This window comes from Pseudomonas sp. Sample_21, assembly GCF_004307525.1.
Lineage (GTDB): Bacteria > Pseudomonadota > Gammaproteobacteria > Pseudomonadales > Pseudomonadaceae > Aquipseudomonas > Aquipseudomonas atacamensis.
Genome location: NZ_RCNZ01000020.1, coordinates 1 through 12,907 on the forward strand (window position 1 = coordinate 1; position 12,907 = coordinate 12,907).

13 protein-coding genes are annotated in these 12,907 nt (G+C 60.8%); 5 read left to right on the top strand and 8 right to left on the bottom strand.

Translation table 11 applies throughout. From position 1 onward, the window contains the following. The first annotated feature begins 2 nt into the window (after positions 1–2). From D8U71_RS01315 to D8U71_RS01330, 4 genes are all read left to right on the top strand, one after another. On the top strand, positions 3–989 hold the full coding sequence (locus tag D8U71_RS01315; protein WP_241664188.1) for an outer membrane protein assembly factor BamD: 987 nt from the start codon (positions 3–5) through the stop codon (positions 987–989). A gap of 126 nt (positions 990–1,115) precedes the next feature. Next, positions 1,116–1,349, top strand: coding sequence for a PP0621 family protein (locus D8U71_RS01320; protein ID WP_016773138.1), 234 nt, complete (start codon positions 1,116–1,118; stop codon positions 1,347–1,349). Then, a complete protein-coding gene (locus D8U71_RS01325) occupies positions 1,339–2,928 on the top strand; it encodes an ATP-binding protein (protein ID WP_122698540.1) in 1,590 nt (529 codons plus the stop codon). Before D8U71_RS01320 ends, D8U71_RS01325 begins: the two co-directional genes overlap by 11 nt. Then, positions 2,925–4,271: a sigma-54 dependent transcriptional regulator gene (locus D8U71_RS01330; protein WP_130887006.1), complete on the top strand. Its 1,347-nt coding sequence runs from the start codon at positions 2,925–2,927 to the stop codon at positions 4,269–4,271. Before D8U71_RS01325 ends, D8U71_RS01330 begins: the two co-directional genes overlap by 4 nt. A gap of 92 nt (positions 4,272–4,363) precedes the next feature. On the opposite strand, the gene thiO is transcribed toward D8U71_RS01330, so the two are convergent. The 7 genes from thiO to D8U71_RS01365 are packed head-to-tail and all read right to left on the bottom strand — an operon-like array spanning position 4,364 to position 11,133. Then, complete coding sequence (thiO, locus tag D8U71_RS01335) at positions 4,364–5,464, bottom strand: glycine oxidase ThiO (protein ID WP_130887007.1); 1,101 nt, start codon at positions 5,462–5,464, stop codon at positions 4,364–4,366. A 56-nt stretch (positions 5,465–5,520) separates the two neighbouring features. Then, positions 5,521–5,922 carry a type IV pilin protein gene (locus tag D8U71_RS01340; protein ID WP_016773135.1) on the bottom strand — a complete coding sequence of 134 codons (402 nt, stop codon included), beginning with the start codon at positions 5,920–5,922 and terminating at the stop codon, positions 5,521–5,523. A 15-nt stretch (positions 5,923–5,937) separates the two neighbouring features. Then, entirely contained in the window at positions 5,938–9,027 is a 3,090-nt protein-coding gene (locus D8U71_RS01345; protein ID WP_130887008.1) for a PilC/PilY family type IV pilus protein, read from the bottom strand. Continuing rightward, positions 9,014–9,493, bottom strand: a complete 480-nt coding sequence (locus D8U71_RS01350) for a PilX N-terminal domain-containing pilus assembly protein (protein WP_016773134.1) — start codon at positions 9,491–9,493, stop codon at positions 9,014–9,016. The genes D8U71_RS01345 and D8U71_RS01350 overlap by 14 nt, the downstream gene beginning before the upstream one ends. A 10-nt stretch (positions 9,494–9,503) precedes the next feature. Next, positions 9,504–10,217, bottom strand: coding sequence for a prepilin-type N-terminal cleavage/methylation domain-containing protein (locus D8U71_RS01355; RefSeq protein WP_016773133.1), 714 nt, complete (start codon positions 10,215–10,217; stop codon positions 9,504–9,506). Next, the gene (gene pilV, locus D8U71_RS01360; RefSeq protein ID WP_016773132.1) at positions 10,214–10,663 is read right to left on the bottom strand and encodes a type IV pilus modification protein PilV; all 450 of its coding nucleotides are present in this window, start codon (positions 10,661–10,663) and stop codon (positions 10,214–10,216) included. Before pilV ends, D8U71_RS01355 begins: the two co-directional genes overlap by 4 nt. Beyond that, complete coding sequence (locus tag D8U71_RS01365; RefSeq protein WP_122698535.1) at positions 10,660–11,133, bottom strand: GspH/FimT family pseudopilin; 474 nt, start codon at positions 11,131–11,133, stop codon at positions 10,660–10,662. Before D8U71_RS01365 ends, pilV begins: the two co-directional genes overlap by 4 nt. 130 nt (positions 11,134–11,263) lie before the next feature. On the opposite strand from D8U71_RS01365, the gene D8U71_RS01370 reads away from it, so the two are divergent. Beyond that, positions 11,264–11,833, top strand: a complete 570-nt coding sequence (locus tag D8U71_RS01370) for a GspH/FimT family protein (RefSeq protein ID WP_130887009.1) — start codon at positions 11,264–11,266, stop codon at positions 11,831–11,833. On the opposite strand, the gene ispH is transcribed toward D8U71_RS01370, so the two are convergent. Then, complete coding sequence (gene ispH / locus D8U71_RS01375; protein WP_016773129.1) at positions 11,790–12,734, bottom strand: 4-hydroxy-3-methylbut-2-enyl diphosphate reductase; 945 nt, start codon at positions 12,732–12,734, stop codon at positions 11,790–11,792. The genes D8U71_RS01370 and ispH overlap by 44 nt on opposite strands. Positions 12,735–12,907 lie beyond the last annotated feature (173 nt).

The following is a 12,907-nucleotide window of genomic DNA, read 5'->3' on the forward strand; positions in this document are numbered from 1 at the left end:
CCATCCTCGCATTGACCGCTGCTTGCTCATCGAAGGAAGTCGTAGACGAAAACCTCAGCGAAGCCGAGCTGTATCAGCAGGCTCAGACTGACCTGGACAACAACAGCTACACCAGCGCCACAGCCAAGCTGAAGGCTTTGGAGTCGCGTTATCCGTTCGGTCGCTACGCCGATCAGGCTCAGCTGGAGTTGATCTACGCCAACTACAAGAACGCCGAGCCGGAAGCTGCAAAGTCCGCCGCCGAGCGTTTCATTCGTTTGCATCCGCAGCATCCGAACGTGGATTACGCGTACTACCTCAAGGGTCTGACCTCGTTCGACCAGGACGTCGGCCTGCTGGCGCGCTTCCTGCCGCTGGACATGACCAAGCGTGACCCGGGCGCCGCCCGCGACTCGTACAACGAGTTCGCGCAGCTGACCAGCCGCTACCCGAACAGCCGCTACGCGCCGGACGCCAAGCAGCGCATGATCTATCTGCGCAACCTGCTGGCGGCCTACGAGATTCACGTCGCCGACTACTACCTGACCCGTCAGGCTTATGTAGCCGCTGCCAACCGTGGCAAGTACGTCGTGGAAAACTTCCAGGAAACCCCATCGGTCGGCGACGGCCTGGCGGTGATGACCGAGGCTTACCAGCGTCTGCATCTCGACGATCTGGCCGCGACCAGCCTGGAAACCCTGAAGCTCAACTACCCGGATCACCCGAGCCTGCAAGATGGCCAGTTCGTGCCACGCGTAGCCGAGGCCGACAACCGTTCGTTCCTGAGCAAGGCGACTTTGGGCCTGATCGAATCGCGTCCACCGCTGCCGCCGGGCGAAACCCGCGCCAACCAGGACGTGCAGAAGCAGTTCCAGGACGCGAAAGATGCGATTCCGAACGAGCTCAAGCCTAAGGACGAAAACGGCGACGTGATCGAAGAGCCAGAGCCGGAATCCAGCGACACCGATCGCTCGTGGTTCAGCTACATGACCTTCGGCGTATTCGACTGATCACACCGGCGGTACGAAAAAGGGAGATCCGCGGATCTCCCTTTTTTATTGCCGCGCTTTAATAGGCTGTGCGCTGATCGGGACCTTGGCTAAACTGCCGGATCATCAGTCGAAAAGCCGCTCATCATGCTTCGTTTATTGTTCTGGATTGCCCTGATCTTCGCCGCCATCTGGCTCTGGCGCAAATTCAAGGCCCCCGCCTCGTCCACCCGATCGCCGCGCGAACAGGATGCGCCGCCGATGGTGCGCTGCGCCCACTGCGGCGTGCACCTGCCGCGCGACCGCGCGCTGGGCAACCAGCAACTTTGGTATTGCAGCCAGGCTCATCTCGAGCAAGGCCCGGGCGCCAGTGGTCGCTGAGGCCGCCAACGCCGACCAGAAACAGGCGCAGCGTCTGCTGCGCCTTTATCACCTGTACCGTTTAAGTGTCGGCATCACTCTGGTGCTGCTGATCTCCAGCAACATGGACAACCGCCTGCTGACGTCGGCCAACGACGATCTGCTGCGCGGCGGCAGCTGGCTGTACCTGATCATCAACATGCTGCTGGTGGTGTTCCTTGAAAACACCCGGCGCCCGGCGCAGTTGTTCACCCTGGCGCTTGTCGATGTGCTGCTGTTGTGCGGCCTGTTCTACGCGGCGGGCGGCGTGGCCAGTGCGCTGGGCAATTTGCTGGTGGTCTCGGTGGCAATCAGCAACACCCTGCTACGCCGACGCATCGGCCTGCTGATTGCCGCCATTGCGGCGATCGGCATTGTCGGCCTGAGCTTTCTGCTGGGGCTCAGCCGCCCCTTGAGCGCCAACGCCTACTTGCAAGCCGGCACCCTCGGTGCGCTGTGCTTTGCCGCCTCGCTGCTGGTGCAAGGGTTGATCCGCCGCCTCGAAGTCAGCGAGACCCTGGCCGAACAGCGCGCCAGCGAAGTGGTCAGCCTGGAGGCGCTGAACGCATTGATCCTGCAACGCATGCGCACGGGGATTCTGGTGCTCGACGAGCAACGTCGGGTGCAACTGGCCAATCACAGCGCGCAGAGTCTGCTCGGCCACAGTCACCTGCAAGGTCATATGATCGACGAATATTCGCCAGCACTGGTCGAGCGTCTGCAACTGTGGCGCAACAACCCGACCTTGCGCCCGCAGAGCCTGAAAATCCCCGGCAATGGCCTTGAGCTGCAGCCCAGTTTCATCGCCCTTGAGCAGAGCCCGAACCAGCAGACGCTGGTGTTTCTCGAAGACCTGGCGCAAATCACCCAACAGGCGCAGCAACTCAAGCTCGCTGCGCTCGGGCGTTTGACCGCCGGCATCTCCCATGAAATTCGCAATCCGCTGGGCGCGATCAGTCATGCCGCGCAGCTGTTGGCCGAGTCCGAGGAACTCGATAGCGCAGATCGGCGTCTGACGCAGATTATTCAAGACCACTCCCAGCGCATGAACCGAGTCATCGAAAACGTCCTGCAACTGTCCCGCCGCCAGCAAAGCGCGCCGCAACGGCTGGACCTCAAGCCGTGGCTGGAAGACTTCGTCGGCGAAATCCGCGAGCAGGCCAATGAGCGCCAGCACATTCATCTGCGAATCAATTCCGGCGATTTCACCACGTTGATGGACCCCAACCAGTTGCGGCAGATTCTCGACAATCTGATACGCAATGCCTGGCGTCACAGCGCCCAACTGCACGAGCAGGCCGACGTCTGGCTGGCACTGTTCGTCGACCCCGAAAGCCAATTGGCAGTGCTCGAAGTGCAGGACAACGGCCCCGGCGTGTCGGCCGATGAACAGGCGCATCTGTTTGAGCCGTTCTTCACTACCAGCAGCCAGGGCACCGGTCTTGGCCTTTATCTGTCCCGTGAGCTGTGCGAAAGCAACCAGGCACGCCTAGACTTCAAATCACGCCAAGGCGGCGGCTGCTTTTGCATCACTTTTGCTCACGGACGGAAACAAAGTTGAATACAAGCCCACGGCAAAAAATTCTAATCGTCGACGACGAACCGGATATCCGCGAGCTCCTGGAAATCACCCTGGGACGGATGAAACTCGAGACCTTCAGCGCACGCAATCTGAGCGAAGCTCAGGCGCTGTTGCAGCGCGAGCACTTTGACCTGTGCCTGACCGACATGCGCCTGCCCGACGGCACTGGGCTGGAGCTGGTGCAACACATTCAGCAACGCGATCCACACCTGCCGGTAGCGATGATCACGGCGTACGGAAGCCTGGAAACTGCGATCAATGCGCTGAAGGCCGGGGCGTTCGACTTCCTCACCAAACCGGTGGAACTGCCGCGCTTGCGCGAACTGGTCAGCTCGGCGCTGCGCCTGCCGACAGCGGGCGGCCTGAGCACGGCAATCGAGCGACGCTTGCTGGGCGACTCGCCGCCGATGGCCAATCTGCGCAAGCAGATCGACAAGCTCGCACGCAGTCAGGCGCCGGTTTACATCAGCGGCGAATCCGGCAGCGGCAAAGAACTGGTCGCGCGTCTGATCCACGAACAAGGTCCGCGCGCCAGCCAGCCGTTTGTGCCGGTGAACTGCGGGGCAATTCCGTCAGAGCTGATGGAAAGCGAATTTTTCGGCCACCGCAAAGGCAGTTTCACTGGAGCCGTCGAAGACAAGCCGGGGCTGTTTCAAGCGGCCCATGGCGGCACTCTGTTTCTCGATGAAGTCGCCGACCTGCCACTGTCGATGCAGGTGAAGCTGCTGCGGGCGATTCAGGAAAAAGCCGTGCGCAGCGTCGGCGGCCAGCAGGAAACGGTGGTCGACGTACGCATCCTTTGCGCAACGCACAAAGACCTTGAAGCCGAAGTTTCAGCCGAGCGTTTCCGCCAGGATCTGTATTACCGGCTCAACGTCATCGAACTGCGCGTACCGTCCCTGCGCGAACGCCGTGACGACATTGAGGCGCTTGCCATGCACGTGCTCAAGCGCCTGGCCAAAGACACCGGACAACCCGAAGCGCGCCTGCACCCGCAAGCGCTGGAGGCGCTGAAGAACTATCGCTTTCCCGGCAATGTGCGCGAACTGGAGAACGTCCTCGAACGCGCGCACACCCTGTGTGAAAACCGCACGATCGAAGCGCAGGATCTGCGTTTGAGCGAAGGCAATTGCACGGCGGACGGGGCGATGGCCGATCTGACGCAGATCGACAATCTTGAGGATTATCTGGAGAGCGTCGAGAGGAAGCTGATTTTGCAGGCGCTGGAGGAAACCCGCTGGAACCGCACGGCGGCGGCGCAGCGGTTGAGTCTGTCGTTCAGGTCGATGCGCTATCGGCTGAAGAAGTTGGGCCTGGATTAAAGGCCCCTTCGCGAGCAGGCTCGCTCCCACATTTGGAATGAGTATTCCTGTGGGAGCGAGCCTGCTCGCGAAGGCGGTCTACCAGCCTCTGACTAAATACGGCCCTCAGGCGCATACGGCGCCGGATCAATAATCGGCGCCCGCCCCAGCATCACGTCAGCAAACAACTGACACGACGCCGGCGCCAGCACCAGCCCGTTTCGGTAATGTCCGCAGTTCAGCCACAACCCTTCGAATCCCGGCACCCGGCCAATAAAGGGAACCCCTTCCGGCGACCCCGGCCGCAGCCCGGCCCAGTGCCCGACCACTTCAGCATCCGCCAATGCCGGCAACAATTCGATCGCCGAGGCCTTGAGGCTTTGCAGCGCTATGTCGGTCGGGGTCTTGTCGTAGCCTTCGTGCTCCAGCGTGCTGCCAATCAGAATGTGACCGTCGCGACGCGGGATCGCATAACGCCCCTTGGCCAGCACCATGCTTGGCAGGAAATCAGCCGCGCACTTGTAGAGAATCATCTGGCCTTTGACCGGTTCGACCGGCAGCGTCAGGTTCAGCGTCTTGAGCAGATCACCGCTCCACGCTCCCGCTGTCAGCACAATCTGATCGCCGTTGATCACGCCCGTCGGAGTCTGCACGCCGACCACGCGCTCGCCCTCGCGGACGAAGCCACTGACCTCGCATTGCTCATGAATCGTCACATTCGGCAGCGCCAGCAGCGCGGCTTTCAGCGATTTGACCAGCCGTGGATTGCGCACGTTGGCGACATCGGCCATGTAGATCGCCCGGCTGAAACCGCTGCCGAGCACCGGCACCGCGTCATGCGCCGCCGAGATATCCACAGCCCGCAGCGGGCGGTTTTCCCGCTCGGCCCAGGCCAGGGCTGCGGCTTCATCGTCCAGATCCAGCCAATACAGACCAGTGGTGTGTACCTCAGGATCAACCCCCGTGTCGGCAAACAAGCGCTCGCCGAGCTGTGGATAAAAATCCTGCGACCAATGCGCCAGCGCGGTGACTGCCGGACTGTAGCGCCACGGGTATAACGGCGAGACGATGCCGCCGCCAGCCCAGGATGATTCCTGGCCGACATTCGAGCGATCCAGCAGCACCACGCTGCGCACTTCGGAGGCGAGATTGTAGGCAGTGAGCAGGCCAATCACCCCGCCGCCGACAATCACCACTTGCTGTTGCCTGGTCATGTTTGATCCAACCGTAAAAAGACAGTGGGCGCAAAAGGCGCCCGAAAAAGAGTGCGTCAGCGGCCCCAGCAATCCTTGGCGGTCACTCCGGTGGTCGCGTTGTTCATGCTTCGCACGCCGGTGTTGGTCAGGGTGAAATCCCCGCACTTGTCGGTGGCCATGGCCGAGCCGGTTTTACGCGTCGCGGTCAGCACAAAGGTCTGGTCGGTCAGCGTCGGGGTGATGGTGTAGAAATCATTGCCCGCGCTCAGTCCGGTGACGCCGGTGTAGACATTGTTGCGGGTGTAGAAGCGTTCGAGGGTCTGCGCCTGCTCCGAGAGCAGCGAGACCACTTCGGCGCGACGGCCCTTCTTCACGTATTCGTTGTAGCTGGGGATGCTGATGGTGAGGATGATCCCGATAATCGCGATGACGATCATGATCTCGATCAGGGTAAAACCTCGGCTGGTTCTGCGCATGCCTCAAATTCTCGCTTACTGGATTTGTCGCCACATGATACGACGGCTGCCGCCGCCACCCTTTTCCACAATGACCGTGACCGCGCCGCTGGTGTCAGTCGTGCCCTTGCGCTCGCCGTTAGCAGAGATGAAGTTCAGGGTCGGAATGCCGCCGGTAAAAATCACGCCGCTGGATATCGTATCGTTGCCATCGACCAAACGGTCGCCGGTGGTGTCGATCACGGCGTAGTTGAGCATCTTACCGTTGAACGCATCGAGTTCGACCAGTCGGCCCGTACCAAAGCTCGAACACGGGTCGGTGGTATCGACGCTGGCAGTGGTGAAAACAACTCGCCCCAACACAAGACTGGCCTGATTGATCACGCGCTCGCCGGTCAGCACGTTGTTATACACCAGCGGCAGATACCAGCCTTTTTCTCCCGGATAGGTCGTTTCATTCTGGCTGGTGGTCAGGAACTGCCCGGAACTGCCGGAGAACGAACCGGTAATCGCCTGTGCCTGCAAACTGCTGACGGTGATTTGTCCGGCCCCACCCTCTGCATCCCAGATTGAATAGAACGCTTGCAGATCCTTGTTGGTCTTGTCGGCAGTCTCGTTGAACTTGCCAGTGCCAAAGAACACTTGCTCGCCGCCCTGCGGATTATCCGCCAGCAGCGGTTGCGCGGTGATCGGCTGCGTTGCCCCACCCGGGGCGGTGAACAGAGGTTTGCCGGCAAACGCCACGCCCCAGTTTTCCGGCGCCGTCGCGCTCAAGTCGAATTTCCACATACGCCCCTTCAGGTCACCAGCGTAGGCAGCCTGCACCACGTTCGAGGAATTGACCCTGAGTTTTACCGAAGACAGACCGTTAGTGGTTTCCGTGCTGTCGATGACGATTTTCCTGATCAGCGAACCATCCATTGCATCCAGTACATACAAAGCCGCAACCCCCGAATTGCTGCCGTAACCATTGGCGATGAATGTCGCCCAGCGACCATTGGCCAAGCGTGCCACTTCCGGACGGGCGTAGGCGTAACCCAGATCATTGAAAGCATTCGACGCATTGGCCATAGCCGGCGCACTGACTTCCCACAGTGCCTTGATCACGTTGCCTGCCGAGGCATCGAACAGTTGCAGTCCGTAGAAGGTTTTGCCACCGGCCCCCGTTCCGCCAATGGCCAGCGTTCTCCAGGTGGTGCCGGCCTGCGCATCGAACACGCCGACCTGACCGTCCACGAGAAACTTGTGGCTGACGCCGTTGACGTAATTGGTATCCGCAATCAGCCGCAATGAAGGCAGCACGCTGGAGGGCATGTAGGCATAACGGCGGGTGCCGTTCGTCGAATTGATCACATTGACGAAACCGTCGTTGGCGTTCACTACCAGACTGGTATTCATGTTCGCAGCCTTGGTGGTCAGGTAGTTGGTGTAACTGCTGTCATCCGTCAAGTCGGATGCGGTCTTGTCCGAAGGCGACGCGAGCACCAGCGGCGAATTGATGATATCGCCCAGCAGCGCAGTGCGCACTTTGAGCCCGGCCCTGTTGGTCCCTTTGCTCCACTCCACCAGTTCAGTGCCGCTGACACCGGTGGGCAGGCCCTGATTCAGCGTGTTCTGCTGGGCTGGGGAAAAGCTGCCGAATGCCAGAGCAATGGGCGTGTTGCTCAAGGTGTTCCATGACTGGAAAGTCGGCGCTGTAGCAGAGGGCACGATGGTGGTGTCGGTCGACCATTGCGCCGTCGAGGTATTTACCGTGCCGGTCGAGGTAAAGCCGAACGACCTGATCGTGCCGCGCCAATCCTTGGGATCGTAAGTGGTCTGGTAGAAACTGCTGCCACTGGTCAACGTACTGCTGCTGGCAACACCGGCACCACCGGAGCCGGCCTTGGAAGTGATATCGCTCAGTGCCGACGATAACGCCGCATTGAGCCCGGAGCTGTCGGTCGCCTGGTAATACCTGCCCTGCCCGTAACTGGCGGCGTCGGACAACATATCGTTATCCGCAGCGAAACCCACGGTGTAGGTGTTCATGTTCTGCCGGGGAAAATCGACCGCGTTCCAGCTCTTGCCGGCGGCGTCGGTGCCGGTCGAACGCATGTCGATGTCGAAGGCGAATTTGGCGATGTCATCCAGATACAGCGTGTCACCTTCGCCGTCACCGTTGAGGTTGTCGCCATCGTTATTCACGCCATCCCAGTTCGGTAAGCGACTGCCTGCCAGCGGATCGTTGGTCGGGAAGGTACGGTCATAGGTCGGCAAGCCATCGGTAATCACCACGCCGTAGTTTTTCTGGCAGCGGTATTGAATCGGACTGGTATAGGTCGCCGGTGTGCCGTTGTAGTAAGGCGCCAAGCCACGCATGTAGCGCGTGACTTCGTAATAGCTCTCGGCCAATGGCGTGTTGGCCACGGCGTTCAAGCCGTTGATCGATGAAATCAGCGCGTTGTAGTTGGTGTCTGCCTGGGCCTGGGTGACGCTGCCCGCGACGGGTGACAAATCGGTGATCGAGCGAGCGATGAAACCGCCGTTGCCCGGGTTGCTGCTGGTCGCCGGATTGAATGTCGACAGGCCCATGCGCAAGGTGCGGTTGCTGCTCACCAGTGCAGTGGAAACGTTGCGCGCCACGTTCATCCGGTAATCGTTGGGGATCGCCCCCGTGGTGAAGTCGCGGGTGCCGTTGCTGTTGGCGAGGCTGACTATGTAGGAAATGTAATCGGCGGAATACCGAGTGTTCTCGTTGCCTACGGGGTCGGGCAGTTTCAGGCACAAGGGCGCCACGCTGTTGTTGTAGAACGCATAGGCGCCTCCCGAGCAACCGGAAGTTGGCAGGCTCGATAGAAACACTGTGTCGCCAGTAATCTGCGGCGCGTTGAGTGCAGAGCACAAGCCGAGGAAAGCATTGCACTGCCGGGCGGGAGTGCGGTTGACGTTAGGGTTGAATTCGGCGGCGTAGATGATGCTGTTCATGCTCCCCGAATCATCGATCAGCAGCATCACGTTCGGCGCCACCGCTGCCGCGCTCAGCAATGGCGAATCAGACGGCGTGAATGCCCAGGCCGGCGCCGCCAGGTAGCAACTCAGCAGCATGCCGACCAGCAGCGACAGGCCGCGCTCAATACTTCGCATAGACACTCTCCACCACGCTACGCGAATTGCCGGCGATGCCGACCGCAGTCACTCGATACAAGGTTGCCGAGGTGTTACTCGGCACGTTCACCGCCGTCAGGGTCGTGCCGATGTTCTGCACGCCATAAAAGCCATTACCGGCAGCGATCCACGTCACCCCGGAGGTCGAATTGAAACCTGCCGAGCTGACCGATGACGATTCCGCCGGCGGCAGACATTGGCTCGTGCCGCTGCACACCGCCAACGAATAACTGTCCAGTTGTACTGCGCTTTCGCCCACACGCAACGCCGCTTCGGCCGCCTGAAACGATTGATTGCGCAAGCTGACGCTGCCGGCCATTTTCTCTTGCAGGTTGGCGCTCTGCATCGAGGACAAACCGATCAATGTGAGCAACAGCAGAAACACCAGACTGACCAACAAGACCATGCCGCGCTGTGCCTGACGTTGTTGCAAGGAAATCCTCATCGCCGCCCCCTCATGGCAAGCGGTTGCGCAATGCCGCAACCACGTTGAAGGTTTGATTGCGCACCCGATTGTTCGGGTCGGTGAGGGTCAGGCTCAGGCGCACACTGCGGATGCGCGCGGGATCGCCAGGGTTGCTGCTGTAGGTCGAGGCTGCGACGTCGGTCGCCGAACTGGCCAGGCCGAAGGTGACGTTGAAGGCGCTGACATTGTTGACCAGCACTTGCTGCGCCGGATTGCCGCTGCCGGTGCCCATGAGGATCTGGTTATTGCTGAAGCTGTAGATCAGGCGCCGGATCGGGAACGCGATCTGGCCCGTGGTCGGGTTGCGCAATCCGCTGTAGGCGACCGCGCTGTTGCGGCAATCGGAAATCACCGTCCAGGTCGGCGTCCCCCCGCCGCTGCCGACATCGGCGGTGACCAGGGTCAGCTTGAGACTGGCGTTATCCCAGTTGATCGGGATGAGTTGCGCAGCGTTGAAGTCCCCTGCCGAACTGGAGTCGACGATGGTGCCGAGGCAGCCGAACATGCCGACCATACGAATTTCCTGAATCATCTTGCTGAGGACGAAGCGCGCATCTTCCTGCATCGCTGCGGCGCTGTTCTGGCTGACGTAGGTGTTTTTTGCGGCGATGAAAATCTGTACCACACCAAGCACGACGATCAGCCCCAAAGCCAGAGCAATCAGCAATTCGATCAGGCCGAAACCACGGCTGGCACGCTTCATGGCGTGGCCACCGGATCGACCGCCGCCCGGCTGGTCAGGACGAAACTGCGCTGGGCACTGGCAGCGTTGGCCGCGCGCGCGTCGCTCCAGGTAATGGTGATGGTGTAGACCCGCTGGTTGAGGGTGATACTGCCCGTCGCGGTCGGGCCGCCGAAGTTGGCGATATTGGTGGTGAAATCGTAGAGATCCTGATCCCGCGCATTACTGAGATTGCCCGAGGTCGGTGGCGTGACGGTGTAGTTGGCGCCGGAATTGGCGCGGATGCGATCCATCATGTCATAGGCGATGAAGCTGGCCTGACTGGTCATCCGCGAACTGTCGGTGTACTTCAGCGCATTGAGCTGCACCGCCGCTGCGCCCAACAGCCCGACGGTGAGAATCAGCAGCGCGACCAGCACTTCGATCAGCGTCATGCCCTCCTGTGCGTTTTTGCTCCCTGCCCTCATCCGCAATTTCCACCCAGTTGAATGCGTCCGTTCAAACACACGTTCAGCGTCCTGCTTTGCGTGCCCAGCGTGTAACCGATGACTACCGCCGTCGACGGTGCCGCCAGACCACCAAGATTGTTGAAATCCAGTGCGGTCACTCCTGAGGGTAGCGTCAGAGTCGCGCCGCTGCTCATCGCTGGAACAACCCGCAACACATTGGCCGGATTGCCAGTACTGTCGTAGACCGCCAGCTCACCGGTCCAGACACTGCCGCCAGCGGTCGGACGCAGACGCGTGGTCACGCCGCGATTGATCGCTTCGAGGCGAGCGAAATTGATCGCGCGCTGCAAGTCGCCGACTTCGGTATCCGCCCTGCTGCTCTGGATCGTACGGGTAAAGGCCGGCACCGCCAGCGTGATCAGTATCAGGAACACCGCGATGGCGACCAGCAACTCGACCAGCGTGAAACCTTTTGTACGAAGATCCATCGGTGCCCTCCGTTGCCGTCGGCTATACCTGCTTTTACACGCTAGAACATCCGCTCGGCACGCGCCGACTGATTTGCCCTGCGCGGCGCATGGATTGCGCTGCTCATACCATTCCACGGAGGGATTTTTCATGCCGCAACACGGTTTCAGCCTGATTGAACTGCTTATGGGACTGGCGATTGGCGCAATTGTTCTGCTGCTGGTCAGCCCGGCGTTCGCCGCGCTCAAGCAAGCGACTCAGCGCGACCACGCAGCGCAGTCGCTGCTCGAAGGCATCCGCCACGCTCGCACACTGGCGATCACGCACAATCAGAGCGTGGTGATCCATGGCATCGACGGTGACTGGAGTCAGGGTTGGCGGATCATTCTGGATAGAAGCGGCAAGGGGCCGGAGGACAGCAGCAATCCGCTGCTGGTTGAACGCGCCAGTGAGGCGAAAGTGCCGATTGTCGGCAACTGGTGGGTGAGCCGCTATGTGCGGTTCAGTCATTTGGGGCAACCGCTGATGCCGGGACGGCGGTTTCAGGCAGGGACAATACACGTCTGCTCGCCGCGCGAGCCGGTCAGCCAGCGGCAGATCGTGCTGGCGGCGACCGGTCGCGTGCGCCTGGGCAGTCAGGAAACCGAGCAGGCGCTGTGCGACAAAGGCAGAAGCGTCAGATCGAACGGACGCGCAGCTCTTTCGGCATCGAGAACGTGATGTTCTCCTCACGGCCAGCCAGCTCGTCGGCACCGGTCGCACCCCAGGCCTGCAATTGCTGGATCACGCCCCGCACCAGCACTTCCGGTGCGGAGGCGCCAGCGGTAATACCGATGCGCTCGACGCCGTCGAACCAGCTCTGTTGCAGGTCCTCGGCACCGTCGATCAGGTACGCCGGAGTCGCCATACGCTCAGCCAGTTCACGCAGACGGTTGGAGTTGGAACTGTTCGGGCTGCCGACCACCAGTACCACGTCGCACTCGTCGGCCAGTTGCTTGACGGCGTCTTGGCGGTTTTGTGTGGCGTAGCAGATGTCGTCCTTGCGCGGACCACCGATGGCCGGGAAGCGCGTGCGCAGGGCATCGATCACACGGCTGGTATCGTCCATCGACAAGGTTGTCTGGGTGACGAAAGCGAGTCTTTCCGGATCGCGCACCTGCAATGCGGCCACGTCCTTTTCGTCTTCAACGAGGTAGATCGCGCCGCCATTGCTGGCGTCGTACTGGCCCATGGTGCCTTCGACTTCCGGGTGACCGGCGTGGCCGATCAGGATGCACTCGCGACCGTCGCGGCTGTATTTGGCGACTTCGATGTGCACCTTGGTCACTAGCGGGCAGGTTGCATCGAAGACTTTCAGGCCACGACCGGCGGCTTCGTTGCGTACGGCTTGGGAAACACCGTGGGCGCTGAAAATGACGATCACGTCATCGGGTACCTGATCGAGCTCTTCGACGAAAATCGCGCCACGGCTGCGCAGGTCTTCGACGACGAACTTGTTGTGCACCACTTCGTGACGCACATAGATCGGCGGCCCGAAGACTTCCAGGGCGCGGTTGACGATTTCGATCGCCCGGTCCACACCGGCGCAGAAGCCACGGGGGTTGGCGAGTTTGATTTGCATGCTGTGCCTCGTGTCTTGCGCGCGAAAACAATGGAAAACAGACTGTGGAGACCTGCTTGTTGTGGCGAGGGGATTCATCCCCGCTCGGCTGCTTAGCAGTCGTAGACCGTCAACGGACTTATCTCAGAATCCGTTGACTGGTCTGGGGGCGCTTCGCACCCCAGCGGGGATAA